21 protein-coding genes and 1 pseudogene are annotated in these 23981 nt (G+C 30.4%); 12 read left to right on the plus strand and 10 right to left on the minus strand.

Going from position 1 to position 23981, the window contains the following annotated elements:
* Positions 1-233: 233 nt before the first annotated feature.
* From WG945_RS17150 to WG945_RS17170, 5 genes are all read right to left on the minus strand, one after another.
* Positions 234-1697: a potassium/proton antiporter gene (locus WG945_RS17150; RefSeq protein WP_068449877.1), complete on the minus strand. Its 1464-nt coding sequence runs from the start codon at positions 1695-1697 to the stop codon at positions 234-236.
* Positions 1698-1791: 94 nt separating this feature from the next.
* Entirely contained in the window at positions 1792-2832 is a 1041-nt protein-coding gene (arsB, locus tag WG945_RS17155; RefSeq protein ID WP_068449878.1) for an ACR3 family arsenite efflux transporter, read from the minus strand.
* A gap of 2 nt (positions 2833-2834) precedes the next feature.
* Positions 2835-3467 carry a low molecular weight phosphatase family protein gene (locus WG945_RS17160; protein ID WP_068449879.1) on the minus strand — a complete coding sequence of 211 codons (633 nt, stop codon included), beginning with the start codon at positions 3465-3467 and terminating at the stop codon, positions 2835-2837.
* Positions 3468-3494: 27 nt separating this feature from the next.
* On the minus strand, positions 3495-3962 hold the full coding sequence (locus WG945_RS17165) for a DUF6428 family protein (protein WP_068449880.1): 468 nt from the start codon (positions 3960-3962) through the stop codon (positions 3495-3497).
* A gap of 51 nt (positions 3963-4013) precedes the next feature.
* Positions 4014-4346: an ArsR/SmtB family transcription factor gene (locus tag WG945_RS17170; protein ID WP_068449881.1), complete on the minus strand. Its 333-nt coding sequence runs from the start codon at positions 4344-4346 to the stop codon at positions 4014-4016.
* A gap of 463 nt (positions 4347-4809) precedes the next feature.
* Here WG945_RS17170 and WG945_RS17175 point away from each other — a divergent pair, with 463 nt between their 5' ends.
* Positions 4810-5709, plus strand: coding sequence for an EamA family transporter (locus WG945_RS17175; RefSeq protein ID WP_068449882.1), 900 nt, complete (start codon positions 4810-4812; stop codon positions 5707-5709).
* A 50-nt stretch (positions 5710-5759) separates the two neighbouring features.
* Here WG945_RS17175 and WG945_RS17180 read toward each other — a convergent pair whose 3' ends face one another.
* From WG945_RS17180 to WG945_RS17200, 5 genes are all read right to left on the minus strand, one after another.
* Positions 5760-6305 (minus strand): peptide-methionine (S)-S-oxide reductase, encoded by a 546-nt coding sequence (locus WG945_RS17180; RefSeq protein WP_068449883.1) that lies wholly within the window; start codon positions 6303-6305, stop codon positions 5760-5762.
* Positions 6306-6373: 68 nt separating this feature from the next.
* Positions 6374-6619 carry a UvrB/UvrC motif-containing protein gene (locus tag WG945_RS17185; RefSeq protein ID WP_317039187.1) on the minus strand — a complete coding sequence of 82 codons (246 nt, stop codon included), beginning with the start codon at positions 6617-6619 and terminating at the stop codon, positions 6374-6376.
* 205 nt (positions 6620-6824) lie between these two features.
* Entirely contained in the window at positions 6825-8009 is a 1185-nt protein-coding gene (locus WG945_RS17190) for a hypothetical protein (RefSeq protein WP_068449884.1), read from the minus strand.
* Positions 8010-8189: 180 nt separating this feature from the next.
* Positions 8190-10178 carry an excinuclease ABC subunit UvrB gene (gene uvrB, locus WG945_RS17195; RefSeq protein ID WP_068449885.1) on the minus strand — a complete coding sequence of 663 codons (1989 nt, stop codon included), beginning with the start codon at positions 10176-10178 and terminating at the stop codon, positions 8190-8192.
* A 30-nt stretch (positions 10179-10208) separates the two neighbouring features.
* Positions 10209-12950, minus strand: coding sequence for a T9SS type B sorting domain-containing protein (locus WG945_RS17200; RefSeq protein WP_068449886.1), 2742 nt, complete (start codon positions 12948-12950; stop codon positions 10209-10211).
* A gap of 301 nt (positions 12951-13251) precedes the next feature.
* Between WG945_RS17200 and WG945_RS17205 the strand changes: the two genes are divergently transcribed.
* The 11 genes and pseudogenes from WG945_RS17205 to WG945_RS17255 all read left to right on the plus strand — a co-directional run bounded on the left by WG945_RS17205 (position 13252) and on the right by WG945_RS17255 (position 23824).
* Complete coding sequence (locus WG945_RS17205; RefSeq protein ID WP_068449887.1) at positions 13252-14592, plus strand: microtubule-binding protein; 1341 nt, start codon at positions 13252-13254, stop codon at positions 14590-14592.
* A 261-nt stretch (positions 14593-14853) separates the two neighbouring features.
* On the plus strand, positions 14854-15099 hold the full coding sequence (locus WG945_RS17210; RefSeq protein WP_068449888.1) for a ribbon-helix-helix domain-containing protein: 246 nt from the start codon (positions 14854-14856) through the stop codon (positions 15097-15099).
* The gene (locus WG945_RS17215; protein ID WP_068449889.1) at positions 15100-15432 is read left to right on the plus strand and encodes a type II toxin-antitoxin system PemK/MazF family toxin; all 333 of its coding nucleotides are present in this window, start codon (positions 15100-15102) and stop codon (positions 15430-15432) included. It abuts the gene before it with no gap.
* 2 nt (positions 15433-15434) lie between these two features.
* The gene (locus WG945_RS17220) at positions 15435-16460 is read left to right on the plus strand and encodes a hypothetical protein (RefSeq protein WP_068449890.1); all 1026 of its coding nucleotides are present in this window, start codon (positions 15435-15437) and stop codon (positions 16458-16460) included.
* Between the two features lie 99 nt (positions 16461-16559).
* Positions 16560-16919 (plus strand): annotated as a pseudogene (locus WG945_RS17225) (four helix bundle protein).
* A 154-nt stretch (positions 16920-17073) separates the two neighbouring features.
* Complete coding sequence (locus tag WG945_RS17230; RefSeq protein WP_068449891.1) at positions 17074-19032, plus strand: AAA family ATPase; 1959 nt, start codon at positions 17074-17076, stop codon at positions 19030-19032.
* Positions 19025-19609 carry an NUDIX domain-containing protein gene (locus WG945_RS17235; protein WP_068449892.1) on the plus strand — a complete coding sequence of 195 codons (585 nt, stop codon included), beginning with the start codon at positions 19025-19027 and terminating at the stop codon, positions 19607-19609. The genes WG945_RS17230 and WG945_RS17235 overlap by 8 nt, the downstream gene beginning before the upstream one ends.
* Positions 19610-19708: 99 nt before the next feature.
* Positions 19709-20950: a DUF6638 family protein gene (locus WG945_RS17240; RefSeq protein ID WP_068449893.1), complete on the plus strand. Its 1242-nt coding sequence runs from the start codon at positions 19709-19711 to the stop codon at positions 20948-20950.
* A gap of 64 nt (positions 20951-21014) precedes the next feature.
* Positions 21015-21368, plus strand: coding sequence for a four helix bundle protein (locus WG945_RS17245; protein ID WP_068449894.1), 354 nt, complete (start codon positions 21015-21017; stop codon positions 21366-21368).
* Between the two features lie 93 nt (positions 21369-21461).
* The gene (locus WG945_RS17250) at positions 21462-21962 is read left to right on the plus strand and encodes a hypothetical protein (protein WP_068449895.1); all 501 of its coding nucleotides are present in this window, start codon (positions 21462-21464) and stop codon (positions 21960-21962) included.
* A gap of 122 nt (positions 21963-22084) precedes the next feature.
* A complete protein-coding gene (locus tag WG945_RS17255) occupies positions 22085-23824 on the plus strand; it encodes a hypothetical protein (RefSeq protein ID WP_068449896.1) in 1740 nt (579 codons plus the stop codon).
* Positions 23825-23981: the final 157 nt, after the last annotated feature.

The raw sequence follows: 23981 nt of genomic DNA on the forward strand, positions 1-23981 counted from the left end.
CTTTTTTTTAAAATTAAGTTTTTTTATTAGTCGAATTTAAAACTATATAAACTCCCCCTTTCATTCTGTAAAATATTCGGATCAGTTATTAATTCCGACGTACTTTTAAACCTATAAAAGCTCAGTTTTTTGAGGGTTTCAATGTTTTAAACTCTATGTTTGTTGTTTTTCTAAAATGTGCTATAACAGGTTTTAAGTCTATTTATTTACTAATTTCATCAATATTAAATTCACTATTTTTTATGAAGCACTTCATAAACATCATGTAAACTTTCAGCATTATCTAATAAGACTACAAGCGTATCGTTGGCTTCTATAATCGTTGTTCCTCCAGGGCGTACAAATTTTCCGTTTCTTTTAATCATACTTATAAAAGCTGTATTTGGAAAATGTAAGTCGATAATACGTTTATTTACGGCATCACTATCTGCATGAATATCTATTTCTTTCATAGCCGATTTTGGTAAATTTAAAATATATCGATCGTTTTCTGCAATCGGTTTTGTTTCTTCTGGTAAAGCAACATTTAGCCATTTAGAGAAAATAGACAATGTAGTACCCTGAATTAAAATAGAGGTTACCGATATAAAAAATACAATATTAAAGATGATATTGGCTTTGTTTATTCCCGCTAAAAGCGGATATGTAGCAAACACAATTGGCACAGCACCACGTAAACCAACCCAAGAAATATACAGTCGTCTACGAAGTTTCATTTTAAAGAACATTAAACTGATAAAAACGCCTATTGGTCTCGCAACCAGAATTAAAAATACAGAAATTAAGATTCCGACACCCATATATGGGGTTATTTCTGATGGAAAAACAAGTAAACCTAGTGTAAGGAATAAAACAATTTGCATAAGCCAAGCCATACCATCAAACATTTTTAAAATAGTTGTTTTATGGATAAGATCTTGATTTCCTAAATAGACAGCACAAATATAAATGGCTAAAAATCCGTTTCCACCAACAGCATCTGTAGCAGAAAAAGTAATAAACATAAGTGCAATTACTAAAACAGGATACAATCCTTCGAAATCTAATTTAATTTTATTGATGATAATCTTACTTAACTTTCCAAAACCAAAACCAGCAATTCCACCAAAAATCATTTGTTGAAAAAACATAGGTATTATAGCGGTAATACTTAAATCTTGATTAATTACTAAAGTTAAAAAAGCCAATGTTAATACATAGGCCATCGGGTCATTACTACCACTTTCTAGCTCTAAGGTTTGTCTTAAATTATTTTTTAAAGCTAAATTTTTAGATCGTAAAATAGAGAATACTGCCGCAGCATCTGTAGAAGATACAATAGAGCCTAATAGCAGACTTTCATAAATAGTAAAATCTGTTACATACCAAACAAAGGTACCTAAAGTAAGAGCGGTTAATAAAACACCTACGGTGGATAAAACAAGCCCTTCTTTAAGGATTGGTTTTATGGCTTTAAAATTTGTGTCTAAACCACCAGAAAACAGAATAAAGTTAAGTGATACGATACCTATAAATTGCGCCATTTTAGGATCGTCAAAACGAATACCACCAATACCTTCTGAACCAGCCATCATTCCGATAGCTAAAAAAAGTATTAAAGTTGGTACTCCAAATTTATAGGAAGTTTTACCAACAATAATACTTATAAAGAGGAGTATAGATCCTACTAACAGTATATTTTCAATGGTTAAATTCATACGTATAATTTCTTAGTGTGATTTTATACAAATTTAACTCATTAAGCAAAAAGTATTTAATATAATAGTGCTTTTATTTCACTATTATTAATATTTATGCCTTTTTGTAATACTTTTTTCGTAACCAAAAAGATACTCTAACTAATAGGATTAAAGCAGGTACTTCTACCAACGGACCAATAACACCTACAAATGCTTGTCCAGAATTTAATCCAAAAACTGCAATGGCAACTGCAATGGCTAATTCAAAATTATTTCCTGCTGCTGTAAAGGCTACAGCTGCTGTTTTATCATATTCGGCTCCTGTTGCCTTGGTAAAGAAAAACCCAATAATGAACATCAATGTAAAATAGATTAATAAAGGAATGGCAATGATTAAAACATCCATCGGTATTTCTACAATTAATTCTCCTTTTAAAGAAAACATCACCACAATTGTAAATAATAATGCAATTAATGTCATCGGTGAAATAGTAGGAATAAATTTGTTTGTGTACCAATCTTCTCCTTTTAATTTTACTAAAATAAGTCGACTTAAAATACCCAATACAAAAGGGATTCCTAAATAAATAGCGACACTTTCTGCAATAGTTGCAACGGAAATATCAACTATAGCTCCTTCAAACCCAAAATAGGGTGGAAGTACAGTAATAAAAAGCCATGCATAAAAACTGTATGCAAATACCTGAAAAATACTGTTTAAAGCCACCAAACCTGCTCCATATTCGCTACTTCCTTCTGCAAGATCGTTCCAAACCAACACCATGGCAATGCAACGCGCCAAACCAATTAAAATAAGCCCGACCATATATTCTGGATATTCACGTAAAAATGTTATTGCCAAAATAAACATTAAAACAGGGCCAATAATCCAATTCAAAATAAGTGAAATGGATAATATTTTGGTATTCTTAAAAACCTTAGGTAAAAGTGCGTAGTTTACTTTCGCCAAAGGCGGATACATCATTAATATTAAACCAATAGCAATAGGAATATTTGTAGTTCCGCTACTAAATGAATTGATAATGTCTGGGAATGTTGGAATGAAATAGCCTAAACCAACACCAAATGCCATAGCGACAAAAATCCATAAAGTGAGGTAGCTGTCTAGAAAACTTAATTTTTTTAAAGCCATTTTTATAAATTTACTTGAGAGAAAACATAAAATAATTCTGTTGCAATTTGCAGACTTCTTTCTTGGTATTTTTCAGCTTGTTGAGGTGTATTGTCAAATGTCTTTGGATCATCAAAAGTAATTGGAATACGTTTTTCTGCGCCAGCAATAAACGGACAACCGCCATCTGCTTGAGAGCAAGTCATAATAGCTGCAAATTCAGATTTTGGATTAAAATCATCATCTAATTTTTTAGAAAACCCAATAATAGGATGTGCATTATCTGCGTATTTAATACTATAAATAGGATTGTTCGTTTCGGCAATTGTTTTGATTTTAAAACCAGCATTTTTTAAAGTTTCCGCTGCCATCGGAAAAAGCGCTGTAGCTTCTGTTCCACCAGAATAACAAAACACATTCTTAATATTAAAATAATTAGCCATTGCTTGTGCCCAAACTTGTGATAAATGGCTTCTTCTAGAATTGTGCGTACAAATAAAGTTGATGTTAATTTTTTGTTGATTCCTAACTTTGTCTTGAATAAAATCTGCTAACGGTTGTAAGACAGTTTTACGTTCTTCTGAAATAGTTTCAGGGGTTAAGCCTTTAATTACATTTTCTATTTCAGAAAATAATGTTGTTTGTGTTGTGATCATTTTTATTTAAGTTGATTTTTTTTTAGTTTAACAACATCCACTACCTGGAGCACAAGAATTTCCTGTTGCTATTTCTGAAAACTGTAATTTTGGTTTTTCTTCTGGAATTCCACATTGGTCTTTAGCCAAACAATCTGTTTGCTTAGTGGTCAATAAAAAGTTTATTCCGTCAAAATCAAGTCCGAATTTACCAATTGTATCTGCTTGGTATTCTACTTCAATTTCTAAATCTTCAATATTTAAAACCTTTTCAGAAAGTTCTATAATGTTTAATAGTTTTTCTGGGTGTAATCTGTGGTCATAATCATCTGCATTCCAAAGTTGAAAGTTTGCAACTTCTTCGTTTCTTACGGTTCCACCACAATCAATAAAATGTTTGGTAATTTTACCAACTTCCGTAACGTGAAAATGACTAGCAACTAATTCTCCGTTTGGTAATTGAAAACCGATGGTTTCTAATTTGTTTAATGCTACTTTAACTTCTGATAATTTCATAATGAATGTTTTTATTAATTGTAATTATACGATGAATGCTGATAAATTTTTTTAACAGCAATCTGTTTTTTGAGATAAATCTTGATTCAAAAATTCTGACATAACCGTTTTCATTGCGGTCCAGTTTTCTTTATGAATGCAGTAACAAACACTTGTGCCTTCCACACTTCCTTTTATCAACCCTAAATGTTTTAATTCTTTTAAATGTTGAGAAATAGTGGGTTGTGCCAATCCTATTTCGTTTACTAAATCACCACACACACAAGAATCAATCTTAAACAAATGTTGTAAAATAGTTACTCTTGCCGGATGCCCAAAAACTTTAGCAAACAAGGCTATCTCATTTTGTTGATCGGTAAACATTTCGGTTTTTGCTAATCCCATATTGTTGCTTTATTTATTCATTGCAATATTACGATTAGTATTTAATTTATAGAAATTTTTTAGTTGAAGTTGCAAAAAAATATTTTGAAAGTTTTTTTTTTGAGTTTAATAACTTGGTTTGTTATAAGGTAAAAAGTATCTTAATTGATGTAAAATAAATAGTTTCATCTCATTGATATTACAAGTATTATGAATTTTAAGTCCGTATTATTTATCCTATTTTAGTGTTTGCAAGCAAATTACCTCATAAATGGTCTTATATTCATTATGATAGTGTAGAAAATTGGTGTCTTTTTAATATTGGTGAAGCGGCGGATAATACTTCTAAATTTTGGAAAAAATATGCTCTAAATTAATAATTGGATATTTTACGATAAAACTACAATTTTGGCATCTTTTTCAATTATGTTAGCTGTTTTGTTTTAAGTAAGGTCTGATTAATTTATTGTTTATCTAGTTTTTTATGAAGTATTTATTTGGTGTTACTATGATTTGGGCTTTTTCGTTTAGCTTAATTGGAGTATATCTTTCGGGGTTTGTTGATGCATGGTTTTCTGTATTGATGCGTATTGGTATTGCTACCATCATATTTTTGCCTTTTTTAAGGTTGAAGAAAATTAAAGCAACAACAATTTACAAACTTATTGCAATTGGTTCGGTTCAATTAGGTTTAATGTATTGTTTTTACTTCCAGTCGTTTCGTTTTCTTACGGTGCCAGAAGTGTTACTTTTTAGTGTACTTACACCGATTTACATTACTTTATTAAACGATATTTTAAGTAAGCGATTTCATAAAAGACATCTTCTTACTGCTTTAATTGCTGTTTTAGGAGCAGCTTATATTCAATACTCAAGTATTAACGAAAATGTGTTTTTAGGTTTTATAATTATCCAAGGTGCCAACCTTTGTTTTGCTGTTGGTCAAATTGCTTACAAGTATGTATTAAAATCTACACCTGAATTAAAAAACACCCCAAAACATACTATTTTTGGCTTGTTTTTTATTGGAGCGTTTTTAGTAGCGCTCATTGCTTTTTTCATTTTTGGTTCAACGGAAAAGCTACCAACTACATCAGTTCAGTGGGGAGTAATCATATATTTGGGAGCTGTGGCTTCTGGCCTAGGTTATTTTTTTTGGAACAAAGGTGTTGTTATGGTAAATACAGGCTCGTTAGCCATTATGAATAATGCGTTAGTTCCAATAGGTTTAATTGTTAATCTGGTTATTTGGAATAAAGAGGCAGATATTCAAAAGATTTTAATTGGAGGAAGTCTTATTTTCGCTTCTCTTGCACTTAACGAATACCTCAATAAAAGAAGTAGTTCTAAATCCTTGTTCATCAAGAAAAGAAAGGCAGATTAAGATTTGCTTTTTTAGACTTTGTTTAAGTTTAAGTCTTGAGAGAATCTTAACTAATTATTAGTTGTTACTTTTTTATACTTATGCAGTATCTCTAAAGGGATGTGACAATAAGAATGGTCATTAGGGTGTAAGGTTAATCTATTTTGATGTTCTGCATCACTCGGGATAAAATTAGTTAAAGGAAGAACTTCAATAACTATTTTTTTTACGGTTTTATTTTTATGATTTAGTGACTCTTCTATTTTTTGAATGCAATTTTTTGCTTTTAACAAGTGATTTTGGTTATCGCTATAGATGCCTGTGCGATATTTCTCTCCGATATCGTTTCCTTGTTGGTTAATACTATAAGGGTCAATAATTTCTAAAAGATAATGAATTAAATCTTCAATTGAAAGAATCTGAGAGTCAAAGGTAGTTTTAACACATTCTGCATAACCATCATAAGCTGTTTTAGTAGATTTGGTAGCTCCATTAACTCTGCCAGCTTGGGTATCAAGTACACCTGGTAGGTGTTTTAAGAATTCTTGCACGCCCCAAAGACAACCGCCGGCAATATATATCGTTCCCATTGATGCTATTTGTTCTTTTTTTGTCATTTTTAATTATTTGTAATGTTAAGATGAATATGCAGCGTTTTTATTAAGTTAGTTTTTTTTAGAAAACTCTACAACTTCTCCCTCAAAAGAGCAATTTCATCACGTAGTTTAGCAGCAACAATAAAGTCTAATTCTTTAGCAGCGGCTTCCATGTGCTTACGTTTTTCTCGTATTCGTTTTTCTATTTCCTCTTTTGGTAAATACTGTAAATCTTGTTCTGCTGCAACCTGTTTTGCATTGTCGTAATGATAACTAGAAACGGTAGATTTAGATAAAGTATCATCAATTTTTTTGTTGATTTGGGTTGAGGTTATATTGGGAAAATTACAGTTTTGAAAACTTAATTTTCCATTGTTTTATAGTAACTTTTAATCTTCTTTAATAGTATTATTAGATGAATTTAATTGAATATAGTTGTAAATGATTCACCTATCCTTCTTCTTGGTCCCCAAAAAGTAATAGTCTTTGGTGCTGCAGAATTTCCAAAGTATTGGAATGGAATGTATAGTTTGTGATTTTTTAATTAAAAGAATATCCTAATTTAATCATGAAACTTTGAATGTTTGCATATTCAATATTACTTTCTGAAATTATTTTTTTAGGTGCATTATAACGTGCTTCTATACTGAGTTTATTATTAAAGTGGTATCCAATTCCTAAAAGAAAACTTATGTTTTTATTCATTTTAGTTTCTTTTTCATTAAATTTTATAGGAAAATCTAAGTTAATACCCGAATTAATAAATAAAACTTTTTTATTATTAAGGAATAGATAATGTCTTATTGCAATGGGTATTTCTAAAGAGCTGTATTTTACTTTTTCATTACTATAAATCGGTAAGCTAGCCGTTGCATTTGGGTTTGATGGTGGTGCATAAAGTGTATATCCTATAACTACATCTGTATTAATTGTTTTGAAGGCTGATTGATAAGTAGGCTCAGTAAATAGAGACCATTTATTATTATTGAAAGGGAAAATATATTCTAATTCTAAACCTAAATTAATTGCTGAAGTAGAAGTAGCATCTAATACTGATAGTCCAAAACCTATTTTACCATAAATATTAAATTTACCTTTTCTGTTTTTTTTGATATATAATTTATTTGAACTATTAGAGCATGAGTTGAATTTTGAGAAAAAGTTGATAAAACTATCTTCTCTATATTTAATGTTAGAATTAATGTTTTTACAATTTAATTCATCCCTCAACGTTTTTTGGTAATTTAAGTTTTCAGAAATACCACCTTTATTATTCTTATATTTTTTATACTCTAAAGGTTTAATTTTTGAATTTAGACTATAAAAAAAGTAATCAACTCCGTTATCTGAATATTTAAATAGACTTGCTTTTCCTTTTATTATTACTTTTAAGAACAAGTTTTTATTTTTAAATATTGAGACCCTTTTATTACTCAGGTTATCTAAATTATTAGAATATTTGTTAATGTCTACCTTATGTTTTTCAAATAAGAATTTATTATAGATTTCTAATACGTTTAACTGATTAGATTGTATTTTTTTAACTTCAGATTTATCAGTTAATTTAAATTGAAATTGAGATGGAGTTTGCCTCCAATCTTCATTTTTAATTAAGCATTCAGTTTTGTTTCCATCTATAGTTGTAAAATAACCTTTTTCAAATTTATTTTGGGCAATTGAATTTAATCCTATAAATAGGATAATAAGAGTAATTATCTTTTTCATTGTTTTTATTATTGTTGTGAAACTATAAATAAGATCTTACTTAACTATTGATAATTATCAATATTAAAACTTATTAATAGGATTATTTTTTTTGCTTTTTTATTCGATTTAACTTAATGTTTATTTTATTCAAAAGAAGTTTTAAAAAACAATTTTGTAAAAAAAATATGGAATTATTTATCATAATTTTTCCTTCAAAACAGCAATTTCATCACGTAATTTAGCAGCAACAATAAAGTCTAATTCTTTAGCAGCGGCTTCCATGTGTTTACGTTTTTCTCGTATTCGTTTTTCTATTTCCTCTTTTGGTAAATACTGTAAATCTTGTTCTGCGGCAACCTGTTTAGCATTGTCGTAATGGTAACTAGAAACGGCAGATTTAGATAAAGTATCATCAATTTTTTTGTTGATTTGAGTCGGAGTAATGCCATGTTTTGTATTGTAGGCAATTTGTTTCTCTCGTCTGCGTTCGGTTTCATCAATGGTTTTTTGCATGCTGTTGGTCATTTTATCAGCATATAAAATAGCCAAACCATTTACGTTTCTTGCAGCTCTACCAACGGTTTGTGTTATAGATCTATGACTTCTTAAAAAACCTTCTTTATCTGCATCTAAAATGGCTACTAAAGAAACTTCTGGTAAATCTAACCCTTCACGTAAAAGGTTAACTCCAATTAAAACATCAAAAATACCTTTACGCAAATCTTGCATAATTTCTACACGCTCTAAAGTATCTACATCAGAATGAATATAACGACAACGAATATCTACTCTTGTTAAGTATTTTGTCAATTCTTCTGCCATTCTTTTGGTTAATGTAGTAACCAAAGTACGTTCGTCTTTTTCTACACGAACCTGAATTTCTTCAATTAAATCATCAATCTGGTTTAAACTTGGGCGAATTTCTATCACAGGATCTAATAAACCTGTGGGTCTAATTACTTGCTCTACAAAAATACCTTCTGTTTTTTCTAATTCATAATCTGCAGGTGTTGCAGAAACATAAATTACTTGGTTCTGTACCCCTTCAAATTCATCAAATTTTAAAGGACGATTGTCCATTGCAGCTGGTAATCTAAAGCCATATTCTACTAAGTTTTCTTTTCTACTTCTATCGCCACCATACATTGCGTGCGTTTGCGGAATGGTAACATGGCTTTCATCAATCACCATTAAATAATCATCCGGAAAATAATCTAACAAACAGAAAGGTCTTGTACCAGGTTCTCGTCCGTCTAAATAACGAGAATAGTTTTCAATACCAGAACAATACCCCAATTCACGAATCATTTCTAAGTCAAACTCAGTTCGTTCTTTTAAACGTTTTGCTTCTAAATGTTTTCCTATTTCTTTAAAATAATCCACTTGTTTCATCATATCTTCTTGAATTTGATGAATGGCATTTTGTAAAACATCCGGAGATGTTACAAACAAGTTTGCAGGATAAATGGTTAGTTCACTAAAGCTTTCTAAAACCGTATTATTCTCTAAATCAAAAGATTCTATTTCTTCAATTTCATCACCAAAAAAATGGACTCTATAGCCATTATCTCCGTAAGATGGATAAATGGTAACCACATCTCCTTTTACTTTAAAGGTTCCACTTTTTATTTCGTGTTCTGTTCTAGAATATAAACTTTGTACTAATTGATGTAAAAATTTTGTTCGCGCAATTTGCTGATCAACATGAATAGGAATTACGTTTTTCTTAAATTCTACGGGATTTCCAATACCATACAAACAAGAAACCGAAGCTACTACTAAGACGTCTCGTCTACCAGAAAGTAGGGATGAGGTGGTACTTAATCGCAAGCGTTCGATATCGTCATTAATAGATAAATCTTTTTCTATAAAAGTTCCCGTTACCGGTATGTAGGCTTCTGGTTGATAATAATCGTAGTAAGAAACAAAATACTCTACAGCATTATCAGGAAAAAATTGCTTAAATTCAGAATACAACTGAGCCGCCAATGTTTTGTTGTGTGCCAAAACTAAGGTTGGTTTGTCTACTTGTTTTACCACATTTGCTACAGTAAAAGTTTTACCAGAACCGGTTACACCTAAAAGTGTCTGATATTTTTCGCCATCATTAATGCTTTTAGTAAGTTCTTTTATTGCTTGCGGTTGATCTCCCGTAGGAGAAAATTCTGATACCAATTTAAATTCCATGATGTAAAAATACGGATAGAAAAAAGATTATTACTTTCTAATTAAACTAAAATTTCCAGAAGCTTTAATTAATTGGTCGTTGTTGTCAATAATTTCAGAATGAAACCAGTAATCATTAGAAGGAAGTGGCTTACCGTTGTAGGTACCGTCCCAACCAAGATTATTAAAATCTGTAATTTGGTACACTACTTTACCGTATCTATCCATAATAAATATTTTAACAGACTTAAAGAAAGCGCTGTCTATTCCTTTTACATTCCAATAATCGTTTTTATTATCATTGTTTGGGGTGAAAAATTTACGATAACCAATTACCGAAACATTAGTTTGCACTGGAGGTTCACAATTATTAATATCTCTTATATAAATAGTTCTTAACCCTGTAGTGACATTGGTAAATGTATGTGAAGTTCCGTTGCCAAAAAAGGTGTTATTATCTAATGAAAATTCATAGGTACTGTTACCGTTAAGGTTAATATCAACAATATTATTGGTTTCATCTTCTGTATTTACATTTATATCGTAAAACGTTGCCGATGGCGGATTAATTACTGTAAATTCTTTAAAACTAGTACAAGTTATTCCGTTTTCGGTTTTGTAAACCGTTAAAGAATAATCTCCGATAGCATTTAATTTAAAGTCTTTGTTTGTGCTTATAATATTGTCTGAACTATTTCTCCATTCAAAAGCATCATTACTGGCATCTGCCGTAAGTGTAATTGGGTTTACGTTTGGATTAAAACAAATAGTGTAACTGTCTTGTAGTTCTATTTTAGGGGTAGGATTTACTACTAAATTCACAGGCTCCATTCCGCCACAACCTAACTCATTGTCTACTCGAACATAAATTGTTGTTGATAAGGAATTAAATTTATTTGGGAGTTGGTTTTCTGTAGTTTGTGCATCAAGCAGTGTTGGGTAAAAACGAATTGTATTTTCAGCGTCTAGATTAAAATTGGTTCTAATTTCATTGCTTTTTGTTTTTAAATCGAAATATCCAATTCTGTCTCCATTTAAATTGTCTGAGCTATCACAAGTATAATATGTATCAACATCACCAAGAGAAACAAATTTAGATTCAATAAAAAAGTTGGTGATGCTTCCGCACCCTTTTTCTGTAATAACTTTTACAAAGAGTTCTTGAGATGTGCTTTCATTTTCGAAGGTTTTTGGGTTTGGTATGCGATTTTCATCTCTTTCTGCGTCATTACTACTTTTGTAAAAAAGATACGCCTTGTTAAAAGAATCTTCAACTATTTTAGGACCAATATCTGTTAAATCAAACAAATCTATTCCATTATTATCACCATCACATTGTATTAATTTTTGGTCAGAGGTTAATTTAGGAAGTGGATATACTGTAATTTCTTTATAAAAAGGTATCTCTTTTCCTTCTATGGTAACCAAACATGTTACGATAAAGTTGCCAGAAGTAGTGTATTGATGATCTGCAGTTAAACCTGTGCCCGAGTTCCCATCACCAAAGTCCCATTTTGCAGCAGTAATTGTATTATATGAATCTAAGCTAAAGTTAAAAACATCGGTGATACATTTATTTTCTGTAATAATTCTATTTCTAAAATAAGATTGAATAAAGTTGGGCAATCCTTTGTAGGATGCTCCACTTTTTAAGTTTATAGCTTCATGTTCATAATCTGCATTTTGACCAACTCTATTAGGCTCATGAACAATACTGAGCGTTTCTTCAGCATAAGTTTCAAATCCAAGATAATTTCCATTGCCATCAAAAATATTTTCTGTTGTTGATTGGGCAATATATATTTTACCATCTGTACCTAAGCTTATGGAAGATTTAGAGATTTCTAAAGGGCCAGAATATACAGGTGTTCCTCTAAAACCTTCATCTGGGTTGTCTACTTCTAATTGCATTATGTTATAGCTTTGGCCATTACGGTTACTATACCTTGCAGAATAATATAATAATTTAGAATCTGGAGAAAAAGTAAGTCCGTAAGCATCATAACCAGCGCCACCAAATTCTGCGATGGTAACATATTTTATTTTAGAAAAAAGACCTGTTGTAGTGTCAAATTCAAAAAACCGGATGAGACCTGCATTATATAATGCAATTGTGCTTCCATCAGGAGAAATTGTCATTTCTCCATCATAACTATTTTCATATTTTACATACTCAAGTTGTGTTGTTGTAAATGGTCTTTCTACACCATCTTCTGTAACTTTAATAGCGTACAAAATATCATTTTCAGCTTCATATGCATTACTTCCGTAGGTTATACCCCAAACATCTTTACCGTTTTTATGGTGTATAGCGGTAATTTTATTTGCTGTGGAATGCATAAGTGGCATGTTCTTGTATTTAACCCAGCCTAAAGGTCTTGAAGTTGAAAATTCTATTTCTGAATGATAAATCATAGGATAAACTAAGGGAGAACTTAATTCTGTTTTTCTAGTTGTAAAAACATAAAAAGTAGTATCACTATTTGGCTTAGGTATAATTATCGAAGATTGCGTGTTGTTTAACTCGCCATTTAAGCCTTCACCATTTATCATTATCTCATGGTTTTTATTCCAGATAGTTTGACCGTCTGTATAAAATAACAAGTTTCCTTGGGAGTCAGAAATACTTGAAGATCCGTTAATTACAGTCATTTGGCTATCTTCTAAGACGTCTACATTCCCTTTATTAAAATGAATGCCTGCTTTATCTCCAAAATACCAATGATCTGTTTCTCTTTGAGAAAAAATATTGATACTAAATAGAAAGAGTAGTAAGTATAATTTTATTTTCAAATTGAATGATTTTATAAAAAAAATAAAAATAAAGCTATTTACAGACTCGTATCAATTTATTGTGTTAAAAATAGTTGAAACATGTAATAAATAGAGTTAAATGTTTTTTTGGAAGTATTATTATTTGAAATCTTGTCAAAAAGTAGCTTTATATGCATTAAAACTTTAAAAATATTAAATTGTTTGTAACAAATAAGGAATCTGAGCTACATATATTTAGAAGCGATATTGTTTTTATTTCAAAATTTTTAACGAAATTGCTTGTCTAATAAAGTATTAAACTAAAAAAAATAAAATAACTATGTCTGATGATTTTGATTTACTAGAAACGAGTGCTAATAAAAAAACTGAAACGGTAGATGTAAATTGGGGGAAAGCGATTGACACCATGAAGTCTAAATTGGCACAAGAAGACGATCCTGAATCTCGCCAAAAAATATTGAACGCAACCTTAGATGATGTTGTGCACATGGCAGAAAAAGACAGAACCACGCTTTTAGATGCAATTAAAGACTTAACAGATTATCAAGATGAAGTTGGTATTATGTTCGAGAAGTTTTCAGCTTTAAATCCATCAGAACAAAAAGTTATAGACGATGCACAAAAAGCATTAGAAAGAGCAAGAATAGAATTAGAAGATGCCCAAAATAAACCAGACACTTGGTGGAATAATCTTTGGGGAAGAAAATCGAAGATTAAAAAAGAAGAAGTAGAATTTGCAGCAGCAGAAAAAGTACGTGCAGGAGCAGATAATAAAGCGAAAGCACTGTTTCAGCAGCGTATAGAAAGTGCAGATATTCAAACGTTATTAAGTGAGCTTTCCTACAAATCTCAAGCAGCAGTTACGCGTTTAAAAAATAGAGAGGTAGAAATAAAAGAAGTAGAAGAAAAGTTAAAAGATGCTATTGTAGAGGCTTCTAAAAATCACACAAAAGCGTTAGCTAAAAAGAAAGAAGTAGAAGCGCAATTAGAAGAGCAGTATGCCTTATTAAAACAATCTCGCCAAGAATTAGAAGAAATTGTAGACAAACAATCTACTGCCTATTCAGAAGCTATTGGAAAAATGACTGCTATTGAGCAAAAAGTAGAGGAGTTAGAAGGACTAAAAAATGCCTACACAACTTTGGCTGCCAGTAAAGATAGTTTTGTACATAAGCATAATTTAACTATTAAAGTATTAACTTCTTTACGTTCTAATTTACAAACTCACAGAGCGAAATTAAAGTCAGATACCGAAGAAAGATTAAAATATTATGATGGTTATGTGGTGGCGTTAAAAGCAAGAACAGATCAAGAATTTGCGGCCATTTTAGAGCATTTAGGTGTAAAAACAGATGAGCATATCGGAGAAACTTTAGCATCGATGCATTCTGCAAGTGCTAGAGCGCGTCAAGAAATGATGGATAATATTCCGGTTCACGAAAAAGTGATGACCGGTGTTTATAGCTCTTACGCAGAGGCTTTGCACGAAATTAGAGAGAAAGATGTAGATATTCAAAAGAATTTTGCAGACCGTTACGGAATAGACATGAAAGAGATTTTCGAAGACTATTACAAAGCAGATGCAACGGCACCAAAAGGAACGGATGCTCCTGCAGCAAAACCAAAAGCAGATACTTCTAACGATGATTTGTTAAGCTAACGTCATTGCGAAAGAGGTACGATTGAAGCAATCTGTTAATATATAAACGAATAATATTTTGGGCGTTACCTTCTTTTGAAAAAAACAAAAGAAGGTCAGGCTTTTCATTATATCTTTTTTTCGTACCTCAAAAAAGGATGCCATTTCAATCCTTAACGCAGGCTTGTTTATTAGCTAATTTATTAATTTATAGGTGTTTATTTCTTAGTCAATATGTGTAAATAATAAATATATATTATATTTGTAAAAAATAAATATAAAATGGCAACATTCACATCTTCTTTACCAGATAGTCTTTTAGAAAAATTATCTGTATTGGCAAAAGAATTAAAACTTCCTAAAAATAGGTTAATAGAAAATGCTTTAGAATTGTATTTAGACCAAGTAGAAAAAGCGAGTTATATTCAGTCTTATAAGCAGGCTGCTTCGGACCAAGATATTTTATTGATTGCAGAAGAAGGCATGCAAGAATATTTTACAGAACTTAACGATGCAGATGCTAACTAAATGAAACAAGGCGAAATTTGGGAACTGTATTTAAATCCTACAAAAGGTAGTGAACAAAGCGGTAGAAGACCAGCAGTTATTATAAGTGGTAATATGGTAAATAAACATTTACAGGTTGTAATTGTTTGTCCATTAACCACAAGTATAAAAAATTATAAAGGAAATTTAATTATCAACCCAAATGAAATAAACGGATTAGAAAAGACTTCAGAAGTGTTGACTTTTCATGTTCGTTCTGTTTCTAAAACAAGGTTGGATAAAAAAATAGGTAAAATTCCTTTAAAAGATATTGAAGTAATTAAAAAAACTTTAAACGATATTCTTAAATTTTAAAAATGATTACAACACCTTTAGATTCTGCACTTTTAGATTCAAAAGAACAATATGTTTTTTATCATAAAATGGTAGATTTTGTATTAAAAGAACTCATTGTAAGTGTGCAACAAGAAAAATTATGTACACATCAAGAATTGTTACTTTTTAAACAATATTCAGATTTACTTTTATATTCTATCGAAGCCATGCGTATTAAATATATGTATGACGAAGAAGATCATATGAAAGTAGATTTAACAGATTCGGGGTTTCCTAATTATTTAGAATTTCGATTTCTGTACAACGATTTAGAGTTAAGAAATCAGTATTTAGATAAATTAAAAGATGTAGATACTCTAAAAGCAGAATTTTTAAACACACTTTTAGTAAAAAAACAACCCATTAAAAGGTTAGATTTATTTAAAGCGTCTTCTTTTGTTTATTATACTTCTGTAGAAAAAAAATACATTTTTAACAGATTTGTACAAGGTAAAATTCTAACGGTTAAAGAAGGTCCGAATTATCAATATATGACAAGTTGGAGTTTTTACGACGTAAGTCATAACCGACCTTTTATATGTTATATGTATTTTAATTATGATGGAAAAATAGACAAAGAAAAAATCTACGAAGTCTTAAAAGAAAGTGCCGATAGAGAAATGTCTTTAGATACAATGGCCTACAATATCGATCGAAAATTACCCGATATTCAGCCAAAACATCTTAAAAGAATAGATTTAGGACCGTTTCATAATGTATTTGCAAAAGACGAAAATGAAATTACTCATGCTATTTTAAGTGGAATTGCTAAAAAAGAAATTGCTTTAGAATCGTACGCTTTATCATTAAAAATTGACGAAGTTTTTTCTGGAGATACGTTTACGGAAGGAAGCTTTTTCTCTAAACAAACCCTACAAAAATGGAGTGATGTTATTCCACAAAAATATGTTTTTGCACCTCACAGAATTATTCAATTATTACATAATCAAACGCCAAGAACGTTAGATAAATTGGCAAAACCGCCGATTGAAGTAAGTTCACTTTAGTGAGCAGTCTTCAGTTTGCAGTTATCAAGTTAGTGGATAAAAAAATAAGAAAATAGAAATATAAATAAGCAGAGTAAACTGTCGACTAAACATTATAAAATGAGTTTTAAAACGTTATTAGCTTATAAAAAAGGGTTTGCTTTGGCTATGGAAATTTTTCATTTGTCAAAGACGTTTTCAAAGTCTGAATTGTTTAGTTTGACTTCACAAATTGTTCGTTCAAGTAGGTCTGTTTGTTCTAATATTTCTGAAGGATATAGAAAAAGACAATATTAAAAGCATTTTAAAAGTAAAATATCAGATGCTGATAGTGAAAATACAGAAACTCAGTTATGGTTAGATTTTGCACTAGCATGTGATTATATTTCAGAAGAAAAGAAAATTGAATTACAAAATAAAAGTGAAGAAGTAGGTAAACTTCTAAATTATATGATGAATAACTCTGATAAATTTAGATAATTATAAGTAAACTATCTTCAGTAGGCTGTTTACAGTCAGCAAGTTTATGAAATAAAAAAAAGAGAAAGAAGAAAAATAAAATAAATAATAAGCAGAATAGGAACAGCAGCGTAAAACTGCCAACTGAAAACTGCCAACTGCATACTGAAAAACTATGAATCACAACTCAACGTTCCCAATAAAACAGAATGAACTAGATATGCTCAGAGATGAAGCTTCTGGTTATTTAAAAAGTATTCAGTGGGAGCAAAGTAATAGAGCAAAGAATAAAGATAAAGATGCAAAAGACGCATCAATTTTATTGTATTTGTCGAGAGCTAATAATGGAAGCAATGTAGAAGTTACCTCTGTTTCTAAAACTATTTTAGCTTTAAAAAAACGATTATTACCAGATTCTATTGCAATTCCTGTCTATTTGAATCAGACCTTATATGCCGTTCAAGAAGGATTGACTTTAGGAATTTGGATTAAAGATAATTATTACGATGCCTCAGGACTGTCTAGTTTGCATGAGCGAAAATCGGCATTGGATTCTCAAGGAAAACGTGAGTTTGAAAGTAAAATGCAAACTGCAACCGCTTTTCAATTATTTGCAATTTCGTATAAAATTTTACACGATTTAAAACCACATGCTTCAGATGATTTATCTGTAATGAAGCAGAAGTTTGCAGGGATTCCAGAAGTATCATTATTATCACCTTTAAAAGGAATTGCCTGTACTTTATTTTATTTTGATAAATATTTAGGACATCCAGATATAGTAAAGTCAGACAAAGATGTTATTGATTTTACTATGGTTTATTTTGAAGCTTTAATTGATGAAATTCAATTACGTAAAAGCAGTTTAGAATATACAGAAACCATAGTTGATAGAACCTATAAATTAGAAAATTCTGATTTTGCAGTATCAGGATGGGAAAATGCATTTTCAGGAACCGCAAAAAGTATTGAGTTTAATAAAATTCAGTTCGAGCAAATTGTAGGAAATAAAGATGCCAAACATTTTGCACGTAGATTAACAGAAAGAATGTTGAGTTACGATTTTGAGGCAAAGAAAAATCCGTTTCAAGAATTAGGCGGTTTTATGCCAGTTTTTATGGGATATGGAATTCCAGGAACAGGAAAATCGATGTTAATTGCAGCGATTGCTACACGACTGAAAGAACACGCAGATCATTTAGGCATTCCATTTTTATTTCATCCAATGCCAGACACGTTAATTTCTACTTTTCAAGGAGGATCTGCAGAAAAAATGGTAGAATGGATGAAACCAATGCAAGACCCAACAAAATTAATTTTTGCACCTATTGATGATGCAGAAAACAACTTGCAAGAAAGAACTACACAAGGCGTTTCTGCAGGTGTAAAAGAAGTTATCGGGGTTTTCTTGCGTTATACAGAAGGTGCTTATGCGGTAAATTATGGAAATTCTTCTATCGGATTATTTACCAATTTGCCAGAAATGTTAGACAAAGCGGTAATTTCTCGTGTACAAGGAAGATTTAAAATTGATGGAGCAAGAACAGAACATGATTTTTTAGATCAGGATTATATTTGGTGGAAAAAGTTTGAGAAAACCATGCCCGACTTTGTGAATATGCAAAACCCTTCTAATTATCAGTTTTTAAAAGATCAAGGACTGGCTAAAAGTATGGGAGAAATTTTGAGTTCTGTAGAAAAACCATCCGAAGAAAGAGTTTTAGAAGCGTATGACAGAGCAGAGAAAAACCATAGATCTAATGAGCATTTATTCTTTGCTATTTTATATAAAGAAATTCAGAAAATATTTCCATTCTTCTCATCAAGAGATGTGCGTAATATTCAGTCTGCAATATCGTTGCGATTAACAGATTTTGATTTAGAACAAGATTGGTTTGAAAACCCTGAAACGTATTTCAAAAAAGACTATCAAACAAAGTTTAACATGTTGCAAGAGTTGATGAAAAGTAATATGAAAGGTTTAAACTTCTCTGAGGTTAGAAGACAAGAAGTGGTGCGTTACTTAGATAATGTTGCTACCATTGCAGACACCGATTTTAAGAGAAAAGTAGATGCAAGAGTTAACCAAATGAATATTGATTTAGAAGCTAGAAAAACATTTGATAATGAGTAACAAGCGAATAAAAGATATCGAAAAGTCATTACTGTCCGACAATTATTACACGTTAAATAAATTTAAATTTAAGTATCAAATGTCTGACGGACGTTGGGTAAAACAAATGCGAGAAGTTTATGAACGTGGACATGGAGCAGGAATTTTGTTATACAATACCACAAAAAAAACAGTGGTTTTAATCAAACAATTTAGATTGCCTACTTTTTTACATGATAATAAAGATGGTTTTATAATTGAAATTCCTGCGGGTTTATTAGATGCAGATAATCCGGAGCAATGCATCATTAGAGAAACGGAAGAAGAAGTTGGAATTCGTTTAAAATCGGTAAAAAAGATTTACGAAGGGTATTCATCACCAGGAGTTTTAACAGAAAAAATGCACTTTTTTATTGGCGAATATACAGACGATATGAAAGTGAGTGAAGGCGGAGGATTGGAGAGTGAAACAGAAGATATTGAGATTTTAGAAATTCCGTTTACAGAAGCAGTAAGAATGTTAAATGAAGGAGAAATTGTAGATACAAGAACTATTGTGTTATTGCAATACGCTATTATTCATAATTTGATAAAATAAAATATAACACAGATATTTTACAGAGTTTCACTAAGAGTATTGTTGAAAAAACTCTGCGAAACTCTGTAGGTTCTCAGTGAAACTCAGTGTAACAATACTATGCAAAAATTAATAAAAGCCAATTTATATAGAAGTGAGTCAATTTCCGTGAGTGGAAAATTGGTAGAGCGTTATAATAAATGTTTGGTAAAACTAGGGTTTACAAAAACCAAATTGACTTCTTTTTCTATTGATGGAGTAGGTTGGAGCCCGGAAATTGCCGAAGAAAAAGGAGAATCTTTTTACTTAAATAATGGTGAAGCAAATACGCACGCAATAATTATTACGCCAAAGCAAAAAGGATTACCGGTTTACAATCCATTTAATTCTTTTGATAGAGAATTGATGAAATTGGTGTTTAAACATCACGAAAAAACCATCAATGAGATAACAAGAGATTCTGCAATTTGTATTGAGTTTGATCAAAAAATAGATGCTTTTTATGAGCCTTTAGATGTTTTACGATATAAAGATATTATCATTAGATTTCATTTAATTGATAATTTAAATAAAGCCAAGGAAGACCAATTAAAGTTAATAGAGCAATTTAATAATGAATATAATTTTATTGATGAAGAGATTCATAAAGAACTGATACGTTCGGCTAAAAAATATGGAGATTTAAGAGAAAGAAATCTAACGATAGCAGAAATTACTTTTACCACAGATTCTTTTTATACAAAAGCTTTTGGTGGTATTTATTTATTAAGAGATTTGGTAACACCTGTGCTTATTTTCGAAAATGAAGCAACTTATAAAGAAGCGATAAAAGATACAACATACGATGTTTTAATGTATCATATTTCTCACTCAGAAATGATTGAAAAATTATTGAGTTATAACGTTCTAGAATTAGATTTAGAAGAGGAAACCACTAGAAAAAGATATAAGAGAATTCAGAAATTTATGTTCTCATCTTTTTTAAAGGAAACAGCGCATCCTATAAAAGAAATTTTACAAGACGGAATTTTATTTAAAAGCTATTTGAATAAAATAGATATTTCATCAAGAAAAAAAGTGATGGGTTTAGAACGTTTTTTAGAGAAACAGCAAATTTCTAAAAATACAAATCCAAAAGACCTTATTGATGAAGAAATGTATATTGCGTTGCACAAACCACATTCGTCATTAAAACCTAATCATCAAGATTTAATTTGGCATTTATTGGTAAGTATTGCACCAATAGATGTGTTGTTTTTATATTGGTATGATAAAGAGCAGTTTTATGCGCTTTTTAAAACGTTAGATGCATCTTTACAAGACTGGGGAATAGAGACAATTTTAAAAGGGTTTGAAGTATGAGGATTGAAGTAAGAAGTTTAGATTAGAAAGTTTGAAAATTGTATCTTTATAAAAAGAAAAAGTAATGAGTTTTAAATTTGAAAATCTAATAATTTGGCAAAAATCGATGGACTTAGGTGAAAAGATGAATATACTATCAAAAGCATTTCCTAAAGAAGAAATTTATAATTTATCTTCTCAATTAAGAAGAGCATCAGATTCTGTAGCTTTAAATATTTCTGAAGGATCTATTTTGCAATCAAATGCAGAATATAGAAAGTTTTTAGGGTATGCAATTCGTTCTTTAGCAGAGGTGGTTACTTGTTTGCATAAAGCTATTAGAAGAAATTATGTATCAAAAACTGATTTTGATGTATATTATAAGAACTGTTTTGATTTAATGAATATGACAATTGCATACAGAAATAAAATAAAATAATTAAACCTGAAGGAGAGGCAGAAAGAATGACGTTTTAAGTCTGATTGATAAACTTCTAACTACCTCCTTCCAACTACCAACTTAAAATAAACCATGACCATAGAAATTATCATATTTATCGCAGCAATTTTATTTGGAATAGTTATTTATTGGAGAGAATCAAGAGGAAATAAAATGTATTTATTCTTTAATAAATTAATGAATTCAGAAGAATTACAAATGAAGGATACAGACACAAAAGGATTTGTGTTTCAGCAAAATTTTGTTTTAAGGTTTGTTTATATCGCTGTTTTATTTTTAGTAGGTATTTTAATTGTACAATTTTTAATTCCGATAAATTATGCAACAATTTCATTGTTTGCGTCTATGATTTTCGGAACTTTGATAGGAACTTATATTGCAGGAGTTGTTTTTAAATCATCAGAAATTTTAGAAGAACAGACGGAAGCATTTGAGCATAAATTAGAAGAAGCTATAGAAAAAGGAAAAGATTTTATGGAAGATTTTCAATCAAAAGAAAATAAAGAGTTAGAAGCTCCAAAAGTAAATGAAAAAAGTGCTAGAGAACGTTTAAAAGACAAAGGACTTTTATAAAATTTCAGTTCTCAGTAGCAGTTTTCAGTTAAAGTAATTAGTAAAGAAAGATAATTAGAGTAAAATATTAAGTATGAGTAAGAAGCTTCCAGCTTCAAACCTCATACTTCAAACTTATAAATATGTTAAAAAATTATTGGAGTAAAGGTGCAAAGCAAAAGAAAAGAGTCATTATATTTTTTATAGTATTATTGACTTTATTGTTCTTTTTTAGAGATGATTATCAGCCGGCATTAATCTTTGTTAGAAAATTTATTTTCATAATTTTATTGTGCTTTTCATTACTGTTTCTAGGTTTACGAGGTTTTAGAAAATCAGCAAGTGTTGGTAAAAGAATTGGAATTTTATTTTTCTTGTCAGTATTTTTCGGAATCTTATATTATGTAGGTTGGAATTTAAAATTTTACGATTATATGAAAACTTATAACGTATTTAATGATTTAAATAAGATTGAAATTCACGAGTTGCCGTTAACACAAAATGAAAGAATTCAACCCTTAAGAAACATTTTTTCAATGGCAAACGAATCCGTTGGCGAAACCAAAGATGTTTCTTTACCACATTTGGTAAGAGTAGATGGAAATAATCAATGGACCATGGCGATTCAGCCTACAGAAAAATACTATTGGCAAGGATTAAAAGACAATACAGAAGAGATTTTTTCTGTATCTAGTACTACACCTTTTCCACGTTTTTCATCAGAAAATAGAATTTCGGTGACATTTTCAATAGGAGAATCTCTAAAATTTAGTAGAAATACGTACAATGCCGTTGTGCAACGTTTAAATCCTTGGATGCTATTTAATTATGAACCAAGTGATACTTTTTATATGAAAAATGATAAAGGAGCTTGGGTTGAGGTTGTGAGTTTAATAAAATGGAAAGGCTTCTTTTTTCCGTATCCGAGTTTTGGAGGCGTAATGGTTATAGAGAATGGAGAACATGATATCAAAGATTATTTAGAGAGAATTACCATCGGAAAAGGAACGTATATTTCTCCTGATGAAATGAAAAATTATGGATACTTAACCAAACAAAATACGCTGGCAGAAAATGTCTCTCAATTACAAGCAGAATCACTAAAGTTTTTAGCAGGTTTTTCAGATCCTTTACCTTGGAATATGGAGAGTGCTGTAAAAATACCTACAGCACCAAAAGATCAAAATGCACAACCTTATGTAACAGATTTCGATTTTTCAGATACCAAAACGGAGGCATTTAATGGACTTTATCATTGGTTTGGTTTAGAACCTGTGGGTAATGAAAGAACCAGTTTAAGTTACAGTGTTTTTATTCCTGCTGATGGTACAGATAAGTTGTATTATTATGATCATGCATCAAAAAAACAAGGATATGCAGGCGTTTCTGCAATGCCTTTAAAGGTAAAAGAATCTAAAAAAGAATACGATTGGAACTCTAATACTCCCGTAGAGTTTAGACCTTATATTAAAAACATTGCAGGTAGAAAACGTATGTTTTTTCTAGGAACCGTTTCTACAATTAGTTCAGATAATCCTGAGCAATTTGATGGATCTGCAACACCTGATTTGGCTTTGATAGACAGTGAGTATAGAGATGTAGTTTGGATAAATGCTAAAAAACCAAGTACGTGGAATGAGGAAGTTTACAACCAATTAAATGAAGCTTGGAAAACAAGTGAAGGAGCTAATTTGTACTTCGAAAAACAAAAAACAATTTTAGAGCAGAACAAACAAGTTTTAGATTCTATAAAATTAATTTCTAACCTAGATAAAAATCAGCAAATATTAGACTCTATTAAATTAATTTCTGCACAAGATAAAAAACGCACAGAAATAGAAAAGCTTCAGAGAAAAATAGATTCTATTAAAAATAATCAGTAGTTTTTGTAGCTATTTCCCGCTTTCATTACTCGCTTTTTTTGTCAGAAAAACAAAAAAGAGCTCAAACATGCCATTCAATCGGGGCTAAACTTGTTTGCCAATTTATATTAAAAACTGCTATTTCTACCTTTTTTAAATAGACATTTTATGCTGTTAT

This window comes from Polaribacter atrinae, from assembly GCF_038023995.1.
Classification (GTDB): Bacteria; Bacteroidota; Bacteroidia; order Flavobacteriales; family Flavobacteriaceae; genus Polaribacter; species Polaribacter atrinae.